Origin of the sequence: Sphingomonas sp. LT1P40, assembly GCF_036663835.1 — a bacterium.
Taxonomy (GTDB): Bacteria; Pseudomonadota; Alphaproteobacteria; order Sphingomonadales; family Sphingomonadaceae; genus Sphingomonas.
This window is the reverse complement of record NZ_JAXOJT010000002.1, coordinates 972,716-991,862: the sequence shown is the minus strand read 5'-3', so window position 1 is coordinate 991,862 and position 19,147 is coordinate 972,716. Positions and strand designations below refer to the sequence as shown.

The 19,147-nt window shown below is 65.5% G+C and carries 18 protein-coding genes and 1 pseudogene; 12 read left to right on the top strand and 7 right to left on the bottom strand.

Translation table 11 applies throughout. The features are described from left to right. Nucleotides 1-125 precede the first annotated feature (125 nt). Nucleotides 126-1,097 (bottom strand): esterase-like activity of phytase family protein, encoded by a 972-nt coding sequence (locus U1702_RS16445; protein ID WP_332726413.1) that lies wholly within the window; start codon nucleotides 1,095-1,097, stop codon nucleotides 126-128. 372 nt (nucleotides 1,098-1,469) lie between these two features. Here U1702_RS16445 and U1702_RS16440 point away from each other — a divergent pair, with 372 nt between their 5' ends. Next, nucleotides 1,470-1,850, top strand: coding sequence for a glycine zipper 2TM domain-containing protein (locus U1702_RS16440; protein ID WP_332726252.1), 381 nt, complete (start codon nucleotides 1,470-1,472; stop codon nucleotides 1,848-1,850). Nucleotides 1,851-2,019: 169 nt separating this feature from the next. Continuing rightward, nucleotides 2,020-2,556 (top strand): outer membrane protein, encoded by a 537-nt coding sequence (locus U1702_RS16435; RefSeq protein ID WP_332726251.1) that lies wholly within the window; start codon nucleotides 2,020-2,022, stop codon nucleotides 2,554-2,556. A gap of 186 nt (nucleotides 2,557-2,742) precedes the next feature. On the opposite strand, the gene U1702_RS16430 is transcribed toward U1702_RS16435, so the two are convergent. Genes U1702_RS16430 through U1702_RS16415 form a run of 4 tightly spaced genes read right to left on the bottom strand, consistent with a single transcriptional unit; the run spans nucleotide 2,743 to nucleotide 7,060 of the window. After that, the gene (locus U1702_RS16430) at nucleotides 2,743-3,054 is read right to left on the bottom strand and encodes a hypothetical protein (RefSeq protein ID WP_332726250.1); all 312 of its coding nucleotides are present in this window, start codon (nucleotides 3,052-3,054) and stop codon (nucleotides 2,743-2,745) included. A gap of 17 nt (nucleotides 3,055-3,071) precedes the next feature. After that, nucleotides 3,072-3,794 (bottom strand): acetoacetyl-CoA reductase, encoded by a 723-nt coding sequence (gene phbB / locus U1702_RS16425; protein ID WP_332726249.1) that lies wholly within the window; start codon nucleotides 3,792-3,794, stop codon nucleotides 3,072-3,074. Nucleotides 3,795-3,824: 30 nt separating this feature from the next. After that, a complete protein-coding gene (hemH, locus tag U1702_RS16420) occupies nucleotides 3,825-4,835 on the bottom strand; it encodes a ferrochelatase (protein WP_332726248.1) in 1,011 nt (336 codons plus the stop codon). Further along, entirely contained in the window at nucleotides 4,832-7,060 is a 2,229-nt protein-coding gene (locus tag U1702_RS16415; protein ID WP_332726247.1) for a xanthine dehydrogenase family protein molybdopterin-binding subunit, read from the bottom strand. The genes hemH and U1702_RS16415 overlap by 4 nt, the downstream gene beginning before the upstream one ends. A 59-nt stretch (nucleotides 7,061-7,119) precedes the next feature. Here U1702_RS16415 and lgt point away from each other — a divergent pair, with 59 nt between their 5' ends. The 9 genes from lgt to U1702_RS16370 all read left to right on the top strand — a co-directional run bounded on the left by lgt (nucleotide 7,120) and on the right by U1702_RS16370 (nucleotide 16,362). After that, nucleotides 7,120-8,040, top strand: a complete 921-nt coding sequence (gene lgt / locus U1702_RS16410) for a prolipoprotein diacylglyceryl transferase (protein ID WP_443026857.1) — start codon at nucleotides 7,120-7,122, stop codon at nucleotides 8,038-8,040. A gap of 7 nt (nucleotides 8,041-8,047) precedes the next feature. Beyond that, nucleotides 8,048-9,097, top strand: a complete 1,050-nt coding sequence (locus tag U1702_RS16405; RefSeq protein WP_443026856.1) for a class I SAM-dependent methyltransferase — start codon at nucleotides 8,048-8,050, stop codon at nucleotides 9,095-9,097. Then, on the top strand, nucleotides 9,094-9,603 hold the full coding sequence (locus U1702_RS16400; protein ID WP_332726245.1) for a GNAT family N-acetyltransferase: 510 nt from the start codon (nucleotides 9,094-9,096) through the stop codon (nucleotides 9,601-9,603). Before U1702_RS16405 ends, U1702_RS16400 begins: the two co-directional genes overlap by 4 nt. After that, nucleotides 9,603-10,379 (top strand): peptidoglycan editing factor PgeF, encoded by a 777-nt coding sequence (pgeF, locus tag U1702_RS16395; protein WP_332726244.1) that lies wholly within the window; start codon nucleotides 9,603-9,605, stop codon nucleotides 10,377-10,379. The genes U1702_RS16400 and pgeF overlap by 1 nt, the downstream gene beginning before the upstream one ends. Before the next feature lie 63 nt (nucleotides 10,380-10,442). Beyond that, nucleotides 10,443-11,762 (top strand): cystathionine gamma-synthase family protein, encoded by a 1,320-nt coding sequence (locus tag U1702_RS16390; protein WP_332726243.1) that lies wholly within the window; start codon nucleotides 10,443-10,445, stop codon nucleotides 11,760-11,762. Between the two features lie 66 nt (nucleotides 11,763-11,828). Further along, nucleotides 11,829-12,455, top strand: a complete 627-nt coding sequence (locus U1702_RS16385; protein ID WP_332726242.1) for a type II toxin-antitoxin system RelE/ParE family toxin — start codon at nucleotides 11,829-11,831, stop codon at nucleotides 12,453-12,455. A 64-nt stretch (nucleotides 12,456-12,519) separates the two neighbouring features. Then, a complete protein-coding gene (gene thiL, locus U1702_RS16380) occupies nucleotides 12,520-13,398 on the top strand; it encodes a thiamine-phosphate kinase (RefSeq protein ID WP_332726241.1) in 879 nt (292 codons plus the stop codon). 397 nt (nucleotides 13,399-13,795) lie between these two features. Continuing rightward, nucleotides 13,796-15,892 carry a sodium-translocating pyrophosphatase gene (locus tag U1702_RS16375; RefSeq protein WP_332726240.1) on the top strand — a complete coding sequence of 699 codons (2,097 nt, stop codon included), beginning with the start codon at nucleotides 13,796-13,798 and terminating at the stop codon, nucleotides 15,890-15,892. An 8-nt stretch (nucleotides 15,893-15,900) separates the two neighbouring features. Further along, the gene (locus U1702_RS16370; RefSeq protein ID WP_332726239.1) at nucleotides 15,901-16,362 is read left to right on the top strand and encodes a hypothetical protein; all 462 of its coding nucleotides are present in this window, start codon (nucleotides 15,901-15,903) and stop codon (nucleotides 16,360-16,362) included. Between the two features lies 1 nt (nucleotide 16,363). On the opposite strand, the gene U1702_RS16365 is transcribed toward U1702_RS16370, so the two are convergent. Continuing rightward, nucleotides 16,364-17,230, bottom strand: coding sequence for an endonuclease/exonuclease/phosphatase family protein (locus tag U1702_RS16365; protein WP_332726238.1), 867 nt, complete (start codon nucleotides 17,228-17,230; stop codon nucleotides 16,364-16,366). On the opposite strand from U1702_RS16365, the pseudogene U1702_RS16360 reads away from it, so the two are divergent. Further along, nucleotides 17,215-18,237 (top strand): annotated as a pseudogene (locus U1702_RS16360) (LacI family DNA-binding transcriptional regulator); the annotation flags it as partial. The gene U1702_RS16365 and the pseudogene U1702_RS16360 sit on opposite strands and share 16 nt — an antisense overlap. Nucleotides 18,238-18,282: 45 nt before the next feature. Here the strand turns inward: U1702_RS16360 and U1702_RS16355 are convergent. Continuing rightward, a complete protein-coding gene (locus U1702_RS16355; protein WP_332726411.1) occupies nucleotides 18,283-18,885 on the bottom strand; it encodes an aspartyl/asparaginyl beta-hydroxylase domain-containing protein in 603 nt (200 codons plus the stop codon). Between the last annotated feature and the right edge of the window lie 262 nt (nucleotides 18,886-19,147).

Genomic DNA, 19,147 nt, shown 5'->3' with positions numbered 1-19,147 from the left:
CGCAAGGGACGCGGGCCGTTCGGCGTTTTTGCTGGGTTAGTCGGCCCCAGCCCGCGCCCCCACCCGGCCACCCATAGGATGCTGGCGCTGATTGGCCGGGTGGGGGCGCGGGCTGGGGCCGACTCTCAAACGTCCAACCGAAACTTCAGCAGCAACGAGCGTTGCAGCCGCAACTGGTTATCGTCGGACGCAATCCACAGGATCGTCGCGTCGCCCTCCTGTACCACCGCCACCGCCTCGAAATTGTCGTGCAGCACGGGTGCGGCGAATCGGGCGATCTCACGCCCCGCCGCGACCCGTCCCGGCCGCACCGCGCCGCGATCGACGATCGTTACCACCGCCGTAAACGCCGCGGCCAGCGATGCGCGCCGGTTCAGCACGACCAGCCGCCCGTCGGGTAATTCCGCCATATCGGTCGGCTTGTAGCCCTCCGGCGGGCGATAGCTGAAACGAAAGCCGCGCCGTGGCTGCAACACCGGGTCGCCCGCGAACCATAATCCGCGCTTTGTCCCCGCGCGGCTGCCGCGCACATCCTCGGCCAGCACGATGAAGCTGCCATCGCGCAGCCGTACCAGCGATTCCGCCCCGCCATTGACCGGCCATTTCGCCATCGCCGGCGGCGCGGCGTGCGCCTCTGCGCGCGCGAGACCGGGGGCGTAACGCCAGATCTGGTTGGCGCGCTCGAACCCGACCCACAGCCGCCCGGCCGGATCGCGCGTCAGCGATTCGCTGTCCCGCTCCTCCTTGTTCCAGCCGCGCCCCGGGCCGTCGGGCAATTCGGCAAAGCTCGGCTCGCTCAGCCGCCACTGCGAATCGAGCCGAAACCGCACGATCCCCCCGCCATCGCTCAACAGCGTAAACCGCTCCCCCTCCACCAGCATCGCCGAGAAGCCGCCAAACGCCCGCGCCGGACTGGTCAGATAAACACCGCCCAGAAAGGTCAGCCCGCCCAGTTTCACCTGCGCCGGATCGCGCCAGTCCAGTGCCACCGGATGCGCTTCGATCACCGCCTCGCGCGGCAACAGCGCCAGCCGCTCGTCGCCCGACCAGCTGGGCAACAGGAACAGGCACATCAGGACGGACAGAAACACGCGCATCGCGCCTGTCATAGCGTGCGCGGCGACAACCCCAAGCTGAACCTAAGATAACAGCCCTGTTCACCTGCGGCTCAACCCCGTTCATCTAAACGACAGGCAACGGGTGACCGCTTCGGCGTCAGCCCGCTCGATATGCCGGTGCGCGTGTCGGACGCCCTGCCCATCTTCCCCGGTTGCGTATCGGGAGCTGGGCATCCCCCTATAGGGCCTCCGCAGCGCACCGGTACTTCCCTCCCCGACAATCAGATTTCGCTGAACGGCGGATAACGAGTGCATTCAGGCAACGCTCAATGCGGCGGGTCTAAAACCTTGTTCAACGGTGGCGACGAATGGTCGGCATCGCACTGAAACGGCAAGAACAAGGAGACTGTCATGTTCAAGAAGCTTTCCCTGATCGGCGCCGCACTGGCGATGACCGGTACCGCGCTGATCCCCGCAGCCCCCGCCGCGGCGCAGGGCCGCTACGAATATCGTGACAATCGCGGCTATGACAATCGCGGCTATGACCGCGGCTATCGTCAGGACCGCCGCTATCGCGGCCAGGACCGTCGCTACAGCAACCGCGGCAACCAGCGCTGTGACTCGACCGCCGGTACCGTTGTCGGCGCGATCGCCGGTGGCCTGCTCGGCAACACCGTCGCAGGACGCGGTGACCGGGGCATCGGCACCATATTGGGCGGTGTCGCAGGCGCGTTCGCGGGTCGTGAAATCGATCGTTCGGGGCAGCCCGGCTATTGCAACCGTCGCCGCTAATCCGCTGACGGATTGAAACAGGAAAGGCCGGTCTCCGACAAGGAGGCCGGCCTTTTTCGTTACGGCTATAACGTCAGGTTCCGTCAGTGGTTTGCACGGCACCGTCGCGGCAGATCAGGGGCACCGCAGCACGACGCTGCGCATGTTTCAGTATCTGCAAGGATTGACGATGAAGAAGCTCGCTCTGGCCGCCCTGACTGCCCTCACCTTGTCCGCCACCCCCGTGCTGGCGCAGGAAACCGCCGATTTCAGCGGCCCTTCGGCCACCGTCATCACCGGTTATGACGTGGTCGATCTCAACACCCCCGGCGTCAAGAACCCGGACGGCGTGATCTATGGCATTGGCCTTGGCTATGACATCCAAAAGGGCAGAACCGTGTTCGGCATCGAAGCCGAAGTCGCCGACTCCTTGGCCAAGCTCAAGGCCGGTGCCGCCACCGTCGCCGAAACAGGACGCGACCTCTATATCGGCGGACGCATCGGCGTCGTTACCGGTCAGACGCTGCTCTACGCCAAGGCCGGCTACACCAACGCCCGCATCCGCAGCCCGTTCGGCACCGCCGACGCCGACGGCATCCGCGCCGGCGTCGGCGCCGAGGTCAAGCTGACGGACAGCATCTTTGGCAAGGCGGAGTACCGCTATTCGAACTACGAAGCAGGAGTCGAGCGCCACCAGGGCGTGCTCGGGCTGGGCGTGCGGTTCTGATCTGCTGCTAGACCTTAACCAGAAAGGGCCAGCTTCCGCAAGGAAATCGGCCCTTCATGAATCCCCTCCCCGTCACCCCGGCCTCGTGCCGGGGGCCACCGCGCGGCACGCGATGGACCAGAGGCTCGATCACATCGCGCGGGCAATGTGGGCCCCGGCACAAGGCCGGGGTGACGGGTATGGCAGTCAGCTACTCTCTATTGGCTGATCGGCCTCAATTTCAGACCTCGCTCCGGCAGGGACATCTACCCAGATGGTATTGCTCATGAGCTGAAGTTGCACACCATACTCACTCGCCACCGCTGCGACGATCTGCCGAAACCAATCAGCAGACGTCCAATCTCGCGGAGCATGCGGGTGAAAGAGGCGCTTCGAAGACCGGTCCCAATAAACCTCCATCGCGGCTCGATAGATGTGCTCGAAGTCACCGCTAGCCGGACGAACGAACAAACGGCCTTCACCGTCCATCTCAACTGCGGCGATAGCAAGCTGGCTCACAAGTAAGCCCCCACCCCTCAATACATATGCTGCCCGCCATTCAGGCTCAGCGTCGATCCCGTCACGAACCCACCTTCTTCGGACACCAGGAACGCCACGCCGCGCGCGATCTCGCTCGCCTGGCCCAGTCGCCCGACCGGAATCTTCGCCACGATCTTTTCCAGCACGTCCGCCGGGACCGCTGCGACCATATCCGTGTCGATATAGCCCGGTGCGATCGCATTCACCGTCACGCCCGCACGCGCACCTTCCTGTGCCAGCGCCTTGGTAAAGCCGTGGATACCGCTCTTCGCCGCCGCATAGTTCACCTGACCGTACTGGCCCGCCTGTCCGTTGATCGACCCGATATTGACGATCCGGCCCCATTTACGCTCACGCATGCCGGGGAACACCGCTTTGGCCATGTTGAAGCAACCGCCCAGATTGGTGTCCATCACCTCTTTCCACATCTGATAGGTCATTTTCAGGATCGTGCCGTCGCGCGTGATGCCGGCATTGTTGACCACCACGTCGATCGGCCCGAGTTCTTCGGCGACCGCCGCCACGCCGGCCTGCACCGCGTCATAATCCGACACGTCCCATTTATACGCCTTGATGCCAGTGCGCTCGGTAAACTCGGCGGCGCGCTGGTCGTTGCCCGCATAGTTTGCGGCGACAGTCATGCCCATGTCCTTCAGCGCCACGCTGATCGCTTCGCCAATGCCGCGCGTGCCGCCCGTTACGATCGCTACCCGTGCCATAAACCTCTCCTGTGCCGATTTTCGACAAGGCTAGGGAAGCGCGACCCAACCCGCAAGTTCGGTTGCGAGAATGTTGCGCAACATTTTCACGCCCGCCGCGCTATCGTTCAGGCAGGGGAGATAGGCAAAGCGCTCGCCCCCCGCCGCCATGAACGTCTCCCGCCCCCGGATCGCCAGTTCCTCCAGCGTCTCCAGACAATCGGCGGAGAAGCCCGGTGCGATCAACGCCACCTTCTTCACGCCCCGCCCCGGCAGCGCGGCCAGCGTGGTATCGGTCGCCGGTTCCAGCCATTTCGCCCGGCCAAAGCGGGACTGGAATGCGACGATCAGCTCTTTCCCAAGTGCCTCCGACAACAACCGCGCCGTCTTGCGGCAATGGCAATGATAGGGATCGCCCAGCTCCAGCGTCCGCTGCGGCATCCCGTGAAAGCTGGCGACAATCGCGTCAGGCTCGAAATCCAGCGTGGCCAGTTCGGCCTCCACCGACTCCTTCAACGCCGCGATATAGGCCGGGTCGTCATGATATGGCGGCAGCGTCCGCACTGCTGGTTGCCAGCGCATCTTTGCCAGCGCCGCAAACGCCGCATCGTTCGCCGTCGCAGTCGTCGCTGCGCAATATTGCGGATAGAGCGGCGCGATCAGGATGCGTTCGCACCCGGCATCCTTCATCGCCTGCAGCCTGTCGCCGATCGCCGGATTGCCATAACGCATCGCCCAATCGACCAGCACGTCCGGTCCGAAAGCATCGCGCAATGCTGCGGACTGTCGTTTGGTAATCGCGGCCAGCGGCGATCCGTCATCGGTCCACACCAGCCCATAGGCATGCGCCGACTTTTTCGGCCGCGTGCGCAGAATGATGCCGCGCAAAATCGGCTGCCATATGATCTGCGGAATCTCGACCACCCGCCGGTCGGACAGAAACTCGCCCAGATAGCGCCGTACCGCCGGGGCATCGGGTGCATCCGGCGTGCCGAGGTTGGTCAGCAACACGCCGATGCGCGGCGCCGGAATTGGAGGATGCCCCGCTGGTCGCACGTTCATTCGCCTCCGGGAATCAGGGGGAGCTGGCGCAGGCGGACGCCTGTCGCTGCATGTAACGCATTGGCGATTGCGGGGGCGACAGGCGGCACCGCAATTTCGCTCACCCCGCCGGGCTCGGAATCGCTGGCGATCAGCTCGACCATGATCTGCGGACAATCGGCCAATGTCGGCAGGTCGAGATCGGCGAACCCGCGCGCCTCCGCCATGTTGCCGGTAAAGCCCGTCGTCGCGCCCAACGCCGCCGCCATGCCGAAAATCAGCCCGCCCTCGATCTGCTGCTCGACCACATCGGGATTCACGATCCGCCCGCAATCCACCGCCGCGATCAGCCGATCGACCTTCACACGCTGGTCGCCGCCGACCGATGCCTCCGCCATCACCGCGATATAGCTGCCCCGAAACGCATGGCACGCCAGCCCCTGCCCGCTCCCCGCCAGCCCGCCCTGCCAGCCGCCCAGCGACGCGACGGTTGACAGACAGCGCGCCAGTCGCGGCTCGCCGCTCAGCATCGCAATCCGGAAACTGAACGCCTCGATATCGGCGACATGCGCCAGTTCGTCGATAAAACTCTCGCTAAAAAACGCGGTATAGCTGTGCGCGCCCGACCGCCAGTAACCCGTCGGCACGCCGATGTCCGCCGCATGATGATCCACCGCCAGATTGGGAATGCGATAGATCGGTCGTGCGCCCGCCACCGCCGACGCATCGCCCGCCCCGGCCAGCTTCAATCCAGCACTCACCGCGCTATCTCCGCTCATCAACCGCCGCGCCAGTTCATGCCCGGTCGATGGTGCCGCGATCTTCGCCAGCCACCCCGAAATGCTGCCATTCGCGCCCAGCCGCGCCGTCATCCGCGCCGCCGCCGGGGGCCGAAACCGGTCGTGCAGACACGTCTCGCCGCGCGACCAGGTCAGTTGCACCGGCTTTTTGACCTCACGCGCGATCAGCGCGGCCTGCGCCGCCACCTGATGCTCCAGATTCTGCCCGAACGATCCCCCGGCGAAGACCGGATGCACCACGACATCGCCCGCGCTCAGGTCCAGCAGCGCCGCCACCGCATCGCGCGCCAGCCCCGGTGCTTGGGTCGGCACCCACAGCCGCAGCCGCCCGTCCTCCCACGCCGCCGTCGCCGTCATCGGCTCGATCGCGGCATGCAGCGCCACGCCCGCGCGATATTCCGCCGTCACCACCCGCGCGCCCTTGAACACCGGCGACAACGCACCGACCGACTCGATCCGCACGCCCTCGCCGTCCAGCGCCGCATCGAGCGCCAGCTGGATCGTCTCGCTCTCGACTTTCGTCGCCACCTCGAACTTCGGCTTCAACGCGTCCAGCGCCTGCGATGCCGCCCACCAGTTGCTCGCCACCGCCGCGACCCACAGCTCGTTCTTCACGATATGCAGCATGCCCGGCACCTGCTCGGTCGCCTTCGCATCGATCGACACCAGTTTCACCGTGCCGATCGGTCCCTGCCGCAATGCCGCGAACACCATGCCCGGCAGCCGGATGTCGCCAGCAAAATTGGCGCTGCCATCGACCTTGCCCGGTGAATCCAGCCGGGGCAGATTCTCGCCCGTCAGCCGTCCGGCGTCACCCTCACGCAGCGCGAGGTCATCCGGCACATCCTCGTCCGCCGCTGCCACCGCCAGCTCGCCGAAGCGCAGCCGCTGCTGCCCGTGCACGACAAAGCCGCCCGCCGTCTCGCACGCCGTCCAGTCGACACCCCAGCGCCGCGCCGCCGCCTTGCACAACATCGCGCGTGCCGCCGCACCCGCCTGTCGCAACGGTCCCTCGAAACTGCGCATCGATGTCGATCCGCCAGTCAGCACCAGCGCGCTGCGCGTCGCGTGCGTCGCCCGCAGCCGTTCCGGCAAGACGCCCGGAAACAGCTCCGCCGACGCCAGCGCATTGACGTAAAGCGGGTTGAGTGGTGCCTGCTCCACCCCCACCATCCGCCAATCCGCGCCCAATTCGTCGGCCAGCACCTGCGGCAGCGTGGTGAACACGCCCTGCCCCGTCTCACATTGCGGAATCGCCACCGTCACCTGCCCGTTGGCGGCGATCTTCAGCCACCCGCCAAACGCGGTTTCATTCTCGCGCACGCTCAGGTTCGGCAGATACGTCCGCGGCCACACCGCCCAGGCGACGACCAGTCCGATCCCCGCCCCGCCGCCGATTAGCAGCGTCCGCCGATCAATCCCCTTGCGCTTGCCCGTACTCGCCATCGCGCCCGCTCTACCCGGCTGCGTGCGCTCGCGCAAAGCCCCCTTCAGTTTGCCATGATATGCGGATAGGACAGCGCCGAACGCCAGGGAGGCCAAACTTGATCCTGTCCACCGTCGCTGCGGTCGCCGCCGACAATTTCATCAGCTTCAAGAGTCTCGGACTCGACCCGGTCGTGTTCAAGATCGGCTTTTTCGAGCTCAAATGGTATTCGCTCGCCTATATCGCGGGCATCCTGCTCGGCTGGTGGTATCTGCTCAAGCTGCTGGGTCAGCCCGGCGCGCCGATGGCCCGCCGCCACGCCGACGACATGGTATTCTATGCCACGATCGGCATCATCCTTGGCGGACGGCTGGGCTATGCGATTTTCTATCAGCCCGCCCTCTTCCTCGATCCGCTGTCACTGCTCAAACTGTGGGAGGGCGGCATGTCGTTCCATGGCGGCGTGCTCGGCGTCACGCTCGCCATCCTGTGGCTGTCGCGCAAGGAAAAGCTCAACTGGCTGCGCGTGCATGACTATGTTGCGTGCAGCGTCCCCTTCGGGCTGTTCTTCGGCCGCATCGCCAATTTTGTGAATGGCGAATTGTGGGGTCACCCGACCACCGTCCCCTGGGCAGTAATCTTCGACCGCACCGGCCCGAATGTCCCGCGCCATCCCAGCCAGCTCTACGAAGCCGGTCTCGAAGGGCTGCTGCTCGGCGCAGTGCTCTGGTTCATGTTCTGGAAGACCGACGCGCGGTACCAACCGGGCAAGCTCGTCGGCACCTTCATCCTCGGCTATGGTGCGGCCCGCTATTTCGTCGAATTCTTCCGCGAAGCCGACGCGCAATATATCGATCACGCGATCTTCGGCACGCCGGGCCTGCACATGGGTCAGCTGCTGACGATCCCGATGATTCTCGGCGGTCTCTACCTCATCGCCACCGCCAAAAAGCGCCGCGAGCGGGTCGAGCCGTTCGCCGGCGGCCCCAGCGTCGCTTGATCTGCCGGTGAGTGAAGACGGCTCGCTGGCCGACCGGCTCGCCCGCGCGATCACGCTGGCGGGACCGATCCCGCTGTCGCAATATATGGGGGCGGCCAACACCCATTATTACGCGACCCGCGATCCGCTGGGCACGCGCGGCGACTTCACGACCGCGCCCGAAATCAGCCAGATGTTCGGCGAGTTGATCGGCCTCGCGCTCGCCGATCTGTGGGACCGCGCCGGACGCCCGACCGCGCATTATGTCGAACTCGGCCCCGGTCGCGGCACCCTCGCCGCCGACGCACTGCGCGCGATGGCCGGCACCGGCCTGACCCCGCCAGTCCATTTCGTCGAGAACAGCCCGGCTCTCCGCGCCGAACAGGCAAAGGCAGTGCCGCACGCCGAATGGGCGCTCGACATGGTCGGCCTGCCCGACGACGCGCCCTTGCTGGTCGTCGCCAATGAATTCTTCGACGCGCTGCCGATCCGCCAGCTCATCAAGACGAACGAGGGCTGGCGCGAGCGCCTCGTCGCCTGTCAGGACACATTGTTCCTCCCCGTCACCGGCAACACCGTGTTCGATCCGATCATCCCGCCCGAATTTCGGACAGCGCCCGACGGCTCGATCCTGGAGACCTCCCCCGCCACCGTCGCAATCCTGCGCGCGCTCGCCGCGAAACTGGTGGCGCAGGGCGGCGCCGCGATCATCATAGACTATGGCTATAGCGGCCCCGCAATCGGCGACACGCTGCAGGCCGTGCGCGGCCACGAATATGCCAACCCGTTCGAGCAACCCGGCGACGCCGACCTGACGGCCCATGTCGATTTCGGCACGCTGGCGGAGGCGGCGATGGTCGAGGGCCTGACCGTCCACGGCCCGGTGACACAAGGCGCGTTCCTCACCGCGCTCGGCATCGACGCCCGCGCCGCTTCGCTCGTCAAAGCCTCCCCCGACCGCGCCACCGACATCACCACCGCCCGCGACCGCCTCGTGCAGGACGAAGCGATGGGCGAGCTGTTCAAGGTCATCGCCCTCACCGCCCCCGGCTGGCCAACCCCGGCGGGGTTCGAATGATCAGCTACGACACCCCTATCCTCGCCGACGCCGAGGAACTCGATGCCATGGCACTCGCCAGCTGGCGCGACACCTTCGCGCATTTCTACCAGCCCGACGATCTCGCCGCGTTCCTCGCCCAATCGTTCGGTCCAGACGGCTGGCTTCGCCGCGACCTCGCCAACCCCGCCGTCCGCTGGCAGGTCGCCCGTGCCGACGGCGCAATCGTTGGCTTCCTCAAACTCGTCCCCCCCAATCTCGAACAGGCCACCCCCGCCGACGTTCAGGTCGGCCAGCTCTACGTCGCCACCGACTGGCACGGCAAAGGCATCGCACAAGCCCTGATGGACCACGCCATCGCCACCGCACGCGCCGAGCGTGCCCCCGCCATTCTCCTCACCGTGTTCGAGGAAAACGCGCGCGCCATCCGCTTCTATCAGCGCTACGGCTTCGTCCATGTCGGCGATTACGCTTTCCCCGTCGGCAAGCAGATCGACCGCGATCTCGTCATGCGGCTGGCACTTTAATGACCGACATGGCGACCCTCGACATCACCCGCGCCCGCGCCCTGACCGGCATCGCCCACGGCTTCCTCGGCCGCACCGGTGGCGTCTCGACCGGTGACACCGCCAGCCTCGACATGGGCCGCCGCGGCCAGCCGCCCACACCCGAACTCATCGAAAACCAGCGCCGCGCCATCGTCGCGATCGCACCGGGCACACAGCTGCTTACCGTCTATCAAATCCACTCGCCGGATGCCGTCACCGTCCACGAACCGTGGGACGACGAACTGCGCCCGCACGCCGACGCGCTCGTCACCAACCGTCCCGGCCTGACCCTTGGCATCCTCACTGCCGACTGCGCGCCCGTCCTGTTCGCCGACCGCAAGGCAGGCGTCATCGCTGCCGCCCATGCCGGCTGGAAAGGCGCGATCGGCGGTGTCACCGACTCCACCATCGCCGCGATGGAGACCCTCGGCGCAACCCGCGACAACATCGTCGCCGCCATCGGCCCGTGCATCGCCCGTGCCAGCTACGAAGTCGACCAGGCCTTCCTCACCCGCTTCACCGCCGCCGACCCGCTGAACGAACGCTTCTTCGTTCCCGGCAAGCCCGAGCACCACCAGTTCGACCTCGAAGCCTATGTCGCCCACCGCCTAGCCGCCGCCGGCCTGCGCACCGTCGAGATGCTCGGCGAAGACACCTACGCCCAGCCCGACCGCTTCTACAGCTTTCGCCGCGCCACCCATCGCGGCGAACCGGACTATGGCCGCCAAATCGCTTTGATCGGATTGACGGACTGAAGCGTTGGTGCAAGGCAGGATCAAAGCCGTTTCAATTGATACGATCCGCGAGAGGCACGCTCCATGACCGACAAGCCGCAGCAGCCTGACGAAGCCGACCTCACCGGCGCGGCCCGCCGCCACCCCAAGCCCGAAGTCGAAAAGCTCGGCGGCCGCAAGCTCAAGCCCTCCACGCTGATGATGGGCCACGGTTACGACCCGATGCTCTCGGAAGGGTCGCTGAAACCCCCGATCTTCGCCACCTCGACCTTCGTTTTCCCCAACGCCGCAGCGGGCAAACGCCATTTCGAAGGCGTCACCGGGAAGCGTCCCGGCGGTTCCGAAGGTCTCGTCTATTCCCGCTTCAACGGCCCCAATCAGGAAATTCTGGAAGATCGCCTCGGCGTGTGGGAGGAAGCGGAGGACGCGCTCGCCTTCTCCAGCGGCATGTCCGCCATCGCCACGCTGTTCTTGGCGATGGTCAAGCCCGGCGACACCATCGTCCATAGCGGCCCGCTCTATGCCGCGACCGAAACGCTGATTGCGCGAATCCTCGGCAAATTCGGCGTCCACTGGCTCGACTTCCCCGCCGGTGCCACGCGTGAGGAAATCGATACGGTTCTGCAAAAGGCGTCGTCCGGCAACGTCGCACTGATCTACCTCGAAAGCCCGGCCAACCCGACCAACGTCCTTGTCGATGTCGAAGCCGTTGCCGCCAGCCGCGACGCGATCTTCACCGGTGCGAACAAGCCGCCGATCGCGATCGACAACACCTTCCTCGGCCCCTTGTGGGCACAGCCGCTCAAGCAGGGCGCCGACCTCGTCGTCTACAGCCTGACCAAATATGCCGGCGGCCACTCCGATCTCGTCGCGGGCGGCGTGCTGGGGACCAAGGCGCACATCAACACCATCCGCCTGATGCGCAACACCATCGGCACGATCTGCGACCCCAACACCGCCTGGATGCTGTTGCGCTCCCTCGAAACCCTCGAACTGCGCATGAGCCGCGCGGGCGAAAACGCGGTGAAGGTCTGCGAATATCTGCGCACGCACCCCAAGGTCGAAAGCGTCGGCTATCTCGGCTTTCTGGAGGAAGGCAGCCGTCAGCGCGACATCTACAACCGCCACTGCACCGGTGCAGGCTCGACCTTCTCGCTTTACCTCAAGGGCGGCGAGAAAGAAGCCTTCGCCTTCCTCGACAGCCTCAAGATTGCGAAACTCGCCGTCAGCCTCGGCGGCACTGAAACCCTCGCCTCCGCCCCCGCCGCCATGACCCACCTCTCCGTCCCAGACGCCCGCAAAAAGGCACTCGGCATCACCGACAACCTCGTCCGCATCTCGGTCGGCGTCGAGGACGCCGACGACCTGATCGCAGACTTTGAGGAGGCGTTGAAGGCGGTGTAAGGATCACACCCTATTACCGCCGTGTGGGTCATTGACACATAGCCCGATCCAAGTTAGCCGGATTAGATGACCCGACTTCAAACCGTCGTTGAACTCCCCGAGTTCATTCGACGGGCGAAGGCGATCATGACGGATGACGAGCGCATCGCGATTGTGAATCATGTCGCGGGCAATCCGGAATCCGGCGTTTCGCTTGGCGGCGGGCTGAGAAAAATACGCATTCCTCGCATAGGCGGTGGGAAAAGCGGCGGCTATCGCACGATCTACGTGTTCGGCGATACGCATATGCCAATCTTCCTGGTCACCGTTTTTGCGAAGAACGAGAAGGATAATCTGAGCAAGACCGAACAAGCCACGGCAGTTGCGCTGGAGCAAGTCGCTGATTGCAGCTTATGGAGACCGGGAATGACTGCCTATGACAGCATCGCCAAGGGCCTGAACGAGGCGCTGGACTATGCACGCGGCAAAGAGACCGGCGCGCGCGTCCACGCTGTTGAAGTGCCCGAAGTCGATGTCGCCGCGATTCGTGCCAGCACCGGATTGTCCCAAAGTGCCTTCGCCAACAGTATCGGCGTGGCCAAGGGGACATTGCTGAACTGGGAGCATGGCCGCCGCAGACCGACCGGCCCTGCACAAGTGCTGCTCGCGATGATCGCAAAAAAACCTTCGCTGGTGAGTGAGCTTCTTCGCTAACCCTTTCGTATCGGCAAGCGCGACAATCATGCGTGTCGATCAACCTCTCTATCAATCTGGCCCCATGCCCGACGAATTCGCCTTCCTCACCGCGCTCCGCGCCATCGCCACGCATCCCGCCGCGGCGGGGCTGGCCGACGACACCGCGCAGCTCGATGTCACAGCGGGCCGCCTGATCCTCACCACCGATACGCTGGTCGCGGGCGTCCATTACCGTCCCCACGACCCGGCCGACTCGATCGGCTGGAAGCTGGCGGCGGTGAATCTGTCGGACCTCGCGGCAAAGGGTGCGACGCCGCTCGGCTGTCTGCTTAACTATGCCCTGTCCGGCGATGCCGACTGGGACGCAGCCTTTCTGTCCGGCCTTAACGACGCCCTCACCCGCTACGCCATGCCGCTGCTCGGCGGCGACACGGTGGCGATGCCGCCAGGATCAGCACGCAGTTTCACCCTCACCGCCATCGGCACCGCACAGGACCGCACGCCGCTTCGCACCGGCGCGAAACCCGGCGACACGCTGTGGGTCACTGGCAGCATCGGCGGCGCGGGCTTTGGCGCGGACGGTGAGCCACGCGACCTCGCCCGCTATCTCCGCCCCACCCCGCGCCTTGCCGATGGACAGGCCATCGCCCCCCTCGCCACCGCGATGATGGATGTGTCCGATGGCCTGCTGATCGACGCCGAACGCATCGCCAAAGCGAGCAACGTCGCCATCGACCTCGACCTCGACGCCATCCCGCTCGCCATTCCCCACATGGACCTTATCGAGGCTGCGACGGCAGGCGACGATTACGAACTCCTCTTCACCCTGCCCGCCGGGACCACGCCGCCAGTCGCCGCGACCTGCATCGGAACCGCCGCGAATGGCAGTGGGCTGACACTCCACAGAAACGGCACGCCCGTTCCGCTTCCCGACCGGCTGGGCTACCGTCACGGCACTTAGCTCCCCTCCCTGCAAGGGAGGGGTTGGGGGTGGGTGCGCGCGTCGCGCGCCAAGGTCACCCGCCACCAGCAACCCACTTCTAATGTTGGATTTCGTCTGATCTATTCTGGTCGATGGAACTCACGCGCCTCCTGCCGACCTGTCAGCGCCGCCTCTCCGCCGCATCAGTGGCACGCGAATGCCGCGTCGGTGCCGCCCAACTGCCGCGTCCCCGTCGCAAACCCGTCGCGTCGCGGTCGCTTCCGCCCCAAACACCCGCATTTGCGTCAAGTGTGTCAACCGTCCCGCCACCACGCTTGACAGCCCCCACCCCGTCGATACGTTCCGCCCCGATCCGACGACCGCACCCGGCAACAGAATGGGGCGCAAGGCGGAAGACACAGGGGAAGGATACCAGATGACGGTAGTTACCATTGCCATCGGATGCGGCCTGCTTGCCGTCATCTATGGCATTTTCACGAGCTATCAGGTGCTCGCCTACTCAGCCGGCAATGCCCGGATGCAGGAAATCGCCGCGGCCATTCAGGAGGGCGCACAGGCCTACCTCGCCAAGCAATATACCGCCATCGCCGTCGTCGGCGTGATCGTCGCGGCACTGGTCGCCTATTTCCTCGGCACGACCTCCGCGATCGGCTTCCTGCTCGGCGCAGTGCTGTCGGGCATCACCGGTTTCATCGGCATGAACATCTCGGTCCGCGCCAACGTCCGCACGGCAGAGGCGGCACGCACCTCGCTGCAATCGGGCCTCACCGTCGCATTCCGCGCCGGCGCGATCACCGGCATGCTGGTGGCGGGCCTTGCCTTGCTCGCGATCTCGATCTTCTTCTGGTATCTCACCGGTCCCGCCGGTTACGCGCCACAGGATCGCCATGTCATCGACGCGCTCGTCGCGCTGGCGTTTGGCGCATCTTTGATCTCGATCTTCGCGCGCCTCGGCGGTGGCATTTTCACCAAGGCGGCAGACGTCGGCGCGGACATGGTCGGCAAGAACGAGCTTGGCTTTGACGAGGATGACGACCGCAACCCCGGCGTCATCGCGGACAATGTCGGCGACAATGTCGGCGACTGCGCCGGCATGGCCGCCGATCTGTTCGAGACCTATGTCGTCACGATCGGCGCGACGATGGTGCTGACGGCATTGCTCGTTACCGGCATCGACAATGCGGCGTTGCTCGCACTGATGAGCCTGCCGCTCGCAGTCGGGGGCATCTGCATCATCACCTCGATCATCGGCACTTATTTCGTCCGGCTCGGCTCCGGCACCAACATCATGGGTGCGCTGTACAAGGGCTTCATCGCCACCGCCGTCCTTTCGATTCCGGCGATCTGGTATGTCACGTCGCAAACGCTCGGCGGCATGGATACGCAGGTTGGCGGCGGCCTCAACTTCACCGGCATGGACCTGTTCTGGTCGATGATGGTCGGCCTCGGCGTCACCGGACTGCTGGTGTGGATCACGGAGTATTATACCGGCACCAACTATCGCCCGGTCCAGTCGATCGCCAAGGCATCGGATTCCGGGCACGGCACCAACGTCATTCAGGGTCTGGCGATTTCGATGGAATCGACCGCACTGCCGACGCTGGTGATCGTCGTTGGCATCATCGCCAGCTTCCAGATTGCGGGCCTGATGGGCATCGCCTTTGCCGCCACGTCGATGCTGGCGCTGGCCGGCATGGTGGTGGCGCTCGACGCTTATGGCCCGGTTACCGACAATGCCGGTGGCATTGCGGAGATGGCAGGACTGGACAAGGAAGTGCGCGAACGCACCGACGCGCTGGATGCGGTCGGTAACACGACGAAGGCGGTGACCAAGGGGTATGCGATCGGTTCGGCGGGCCTTGCCGCACTGGTGCTGTTCGCCACCTTCACGGTCGATCTGGGCGAGTTCTTCGCCAACGTGCCGGTCGATTTCTCGCTGTCCAACCCTTACGTCATCGTCGGGCTGCTGCTCGGCGCGTTGCTGCCGTACATGTTCGGCGGCATGGCGATGACCGCCGTGGGCCGCACGGCACAGGCCGTGGCGCAGGACATTCGCGCTCAGTTCAAGGAAAATCCCGGCATCGCCGATCGCAGCGTGCGTCCGAACTACGCGCGCACCGTGGGTCTGGTGACGTCCGGCGCGATCCGCGAAATGATCGTCCCTTCGCTGCTTCCCGTGCTTGCCCCGATCGCGGTCTATTTCGCCATCACCGCAGTGGCGGGTCAGGCCAATGGCTTCGCAGCACTCGGCGCATTGCTGATCGGCGTGATCGTGTCCGGCCTGTTCGTCGCCATCTCGATGACCAGCGGCGGCGGTGCGTGGGACAATGCCAAGAAGGTGATCGAACTCGGCGCCTATGGCGGCAAGGGCAGTCCGGCGCACCAGGCGGCGGTGACAGGCGACACCGTTGGCGATCCGTACAAAGATACGGCGGGCCCGGCGGTCAATCCGATGATCAAGATCACCAATATCGTGGCGCTGTTGCTGCTCGCGGCGCTTGCGGCGGGCTGACCGGTCGCTTGACCACGATCCTCATGGCCCCGTCCGGCACGTCCGGGCGGGGCTTTTTCATCACCGCCGCGCTTTTCTGCACAGCGATGCTCGGTGCCTGCGACACCTATACGCCGCCGATCATCGCGACGATCGAATCCATCGGGGGCGACCGCTCGAACATTGCGATCGACAGGGTTCGCTATCGGGTAGGCGTAAGGATGGACCGAAAATACCGGGCGATACTGACCACCGACGGTACCCCGGTTTATCTGTCACTCAGCGACTGCCGCACCAAGACCCATATTGCGGGTCCGGTTCCGGCCGAAATCCCGAAAGACGATGCAGGGCCGATCATCGCGACATTTGATCTGCGCCCGCCGAATGGATGGCATCTCTGCGTTACACTGTCTGGTGGAAGTTGGCGCACGCGGATCAGGTCGCGCGCGACGCCACTTACCACGATAATGATCCCGCATAATCTGCGATAACTCACGGCCAGCGATAGTCTACCACCACCGGGAAATGATCGGACGGCCAGCGCCCGGCGCGCCCCGCATCCACCGTCTCTGCCCGCACCGCCGTCAGCCCGCGCGCCATCACCCAGTCGATCCGCTCCTTCGGCTGCCCCGAGAAACCGTGAAACGTCCCCGTTGGCCCTCGCCGAACCGGTGACGCCAGCCAGCCATCGGCCAGCCCCTTCGACAATAAGCCATGCGCCGCCGACCCCGGCCCGGTGTTGAAATCCCCGGTCAGCACCACCGGCGCGTCCCCTGCGATCCGTCCGGCCAGCATCCCCGCTGCCCGGACCCGCGCCGCTTCATCCTCGGCCCGATACGGAAAATGCGTGTTGTAGAACCAGAAGCGCTGTCCAGCCCGTGTCTCGAACAACCCCCATGTCACCATCCGGGGATAGAGATTGCCCCAGCTGATGCTGCCCGCCACGTCCGGCGTATCCGACAGCCAGAAATTGCCGTGTCTCACCACCCGCAACCGGTCCCGGCGATAGAACACACCCATATGCTCGTCGGCATGGCCGCCGCGTCGATCAATCCCGAACCAATTATACTGCGGCAGCTTCGCAACGATCCAGTCGCCCTGCACCTTCCACAATTCCTGCGTGCCGATGATATCGGGATCGGCGCGCCGGATCGTCCGAACCATCAGCGCCTGCCGCGCCTCCCATCGGTTCGCGCCGTCCGACGCCAGCGGCAGCCGCACGTTGAAGCTCATCACCCGCAACTCATCCGGCGTAGCAGCCACCGCAGGGGTCGCCAGCAGCGCAATTCCGATCACCGCCGCCCGCCGATCCATCACCTCGTCTCCATAACGCGACTTGCACAATGCCAACGCTGTCACCTATGCCTGTATCGCATAAGGGGAGGCAAATGGCGCGTCGGCCGACGATCAAGGAAGTCTCGAAGCTGGCGGGCGTGTCGTTCAAGACCGTCTCGCGCGTGCTGAACAACGAAAAGAACGTCAGCGACGAAACCCGCCGCCGTGTTGAGGTCGTCGTCGCCGAACTCAATTTCCGCCCCAGCCTCGCCGCGCGCACGCTGGCCGGCCGCAAGTCGTTTCAGGCCGCCCTGCTCTACGACAACCCCAGCCCCTATTATGTCTATCACCTGCTGGCGGGCGCGCAGGAACGCTGCGCCGAGCTCGGCTATCGCCTGCTGATCCAGCCGGTCGACAGCAACGCGCCCGGCCTAGTGCAGGACATCGCGGCGATGATCGACGAAACGCATCTCGACGGGCTGATCCTCTCGCCCCCCGTCACCGAATGCGCGGCGTTGCTCGACGAACTCGACCGGCGCGGCCTGCCCTATGTTCGCGTCGAACCCGGCATCCGGCGCGAAGACGGACATTCGGTGACGATCGACGACATCGCCGCCGCGCGCGAACTGACCGCGCACCTCACCGGCCACGGCCACCACGCCATCGCCTTCATCACCGGTCCGGAAAGCCACATCTCGTCGGTCGAGCGGTTGGCGGGCTATCGCGCCGCGCTGGAGGCGGCGGGAATCGCGTTCGACCCCGATCTTGTCGCAACCGGCGATTACAGCTTCGAGTCGGGGCGGGAGGCGGCACGCCGCATCCTCGCCCGCTCGCCGCGCCCGACCGCGATCTTTGCCGGTAACGACGACATGGCGGCGGGCGCACTCGCCGTCGCGCATGAACTCGACATCGCGGTGCCGGACGAACTGTCGATCGCGGGGTTCGACGATTCCACCCTCGCCGCCGCCGTCTGGCCCCCGCTCACCACGGTGCGGCAACCGGTGCGCGACCTCGCCCACACCGCCGCCGATTTGCTGCTCGCACCCGAACGCGGCGCGGGGCGGGTGACGCTGGACTATACGCTCGTGATCCGCGCCAGCACCGGGCCGGTGCCGCCTCCGCGCGAGCGGAGCAAACTAACGATCCAGCGCCCGCATCGCCGCATTCCAGCGCGCGACGTTGACGCGCGCTTCCTGCACGAACGGCGATCGCCGAATGATGTTCAGGAAAGCGTCCGCCACCCCTTTCCCCGGCTGACGAAGCGGCCTGCGCACCTGAATCAACAGCACCACGCGGGTGCCGTGGGTGTCGTTCCACACCTCATGGTCATAGGTGTCGTCGAACAACAACGTCTCGCCCTCCGCCCAGCGCACCACCCGGTCCCCCACCCGCATCCGCACATCACCGTCGCGCGGCACGATCAGGCCCAGGTGACACGTCAGCAACCCCTTCGTCACCCCGCGATGCGCCGGAATATGCGTGCCGGGGGCCAGAATCGAAAAGAACGCGCTGTTGAGATCGGGAATGCGCGCGACAACCGACGCCGTCACCGGACAGCGCGCCAGATTCTCGTCGATGCTATAGCCATAGCCCCACAGGAAAAACGACCGCCATTTGTTGAGCGGCGCGATCGAACGATGATCGGGCGATATGCTCGCCAGCGACGGCGCGGCGTTTTCGTGCGCCAGCGCGGTCGCGCGCGCCTCGTCGCGGATCGCCTGCCAATGCTCGCGCAACATCGCGGTCCAGGCAAAATCGCGCACGTCGAGCACAGGGGCATTCGATACCAGCGATGACGCACCGATGACCCGGTCGAACGATCCGCGCAGCCGCTTGCCCACCCGGATCAGCAACGGGCGTTTCGCCGCCGTCGCGCCGCCAGCGAGCAATTTCAGCGCGACCGGTGCAGGCACCGCCGCCTCCCGCTTGATCGCCCGTTCCGCCACGACACCCCTCTTGCACTGTCAACACCGCGCGACACTTCGCCGCTGTGGTGCGCGC

What these genes read in the sequence shown, in the direction of transcription:
- U1702_RS16390 (WP_332726243.1), top strand. Translation starts at nt 10,443, where the DNA reads ATGACCGACAAGCCGCAGCAGCCTGACGAAGCCGACCTCACCGGCGCG.
- thiL (WP_332726241.1), top strand. Translation starts at nt 12,520, where the DNA reads ATGCCCGACGAATTCGCCTTCCTCACCGCGCTCCGCGCCATCGCCACG.
- hemH (WP_332726248.1), bottom strand. Translation starts at nt 4,835, where the DNA reads ATGAACGTGCGACCAGCGGGGCATCCTCCAATTCCGGCGCCGCGCATC.
- phbB (WP_332726249.1), bottom strand. Translation starts at nt 3,794, where the DNA reads ATGGCACGGGTAGCGATCGTAACGGGCGGCACGCGCGGCATTGGCGAA.
- U1702_RS16385 (WP_332726242.1), top strand. Translation starts at nt 11,829, where the DNA reads ATGACCCGACTTCAAACCGTCGTTGAACTCCCCGAGTTCATTCGACGG.
- U1702_RS16440 (WP_332726252.1), top strand. Translation starts at nt 1,470, where the DNA reads ATGTTCAAGAAGCTTTCCCTGATCGGCGCCGCACTGGCGATGACCGGT.
- U1702_RS16445 (WP_332726413.1), bottom strand. Translation starts at nt 1,097, where the DNA reads ATGCGCGTGTTTCTGTCCGTCCTGATGTGCCTGTTCCTGTTGCCCAGC.
- U1702_RS16435 (WP_332726251.1), top strand. Translation starts at nt 2,020, where the DNA reads ATGAAGAAGCTCGCTCTGGCCGCCCTGACTGCCCTCACCTTGTCCGCC.
- pgeF (WP_332726244.1), top strand. Translation starts at nt 9,603, where the DNA reads ATGACCGACATGGCGACCCTCGACATCACCCGCGCCCGCGCCCTGACC.
- U1702_RS16415 (WP_332726247.1), bottom strand. Translation starts at nt 7,060, where the DNA reads ATGGCGAGTACGGGCAAGCGCAAGGGGATTGATCGGCGGACGCTGCTA.
- U1702_RS16375 (WP_332726240.1), top strand. Translation starts at nt 13,796, where the DNA reads ATGACGGTAGTTACCATTGCCATCGGATGCGGCCTGCTTGCCGTCATC.
- lgt (WP_443026857.1), top strand. Translation starts at nt 7,120, where the DNA reads ATGCGGATAGGACAGCGCCGAACGCCAGGGAGGCCAAACTTGATCCTG.
- U1702_RS16355 (WP_332726411.1), bottom strand. Translation starts at nt 18,885, where the DNA reads ATGTTGCGCGAGCATTGGCAGGCGATCCGCGACGAGGCGCGCGCGACC.
- U1702_RS16400 (WP_332726245.1), top strand. Translation starts at nt 9,094, where the DNA reads ATGATCAGCTACGACACCCCTATCCTCGCCGACGCCGAGGAACTCGAT.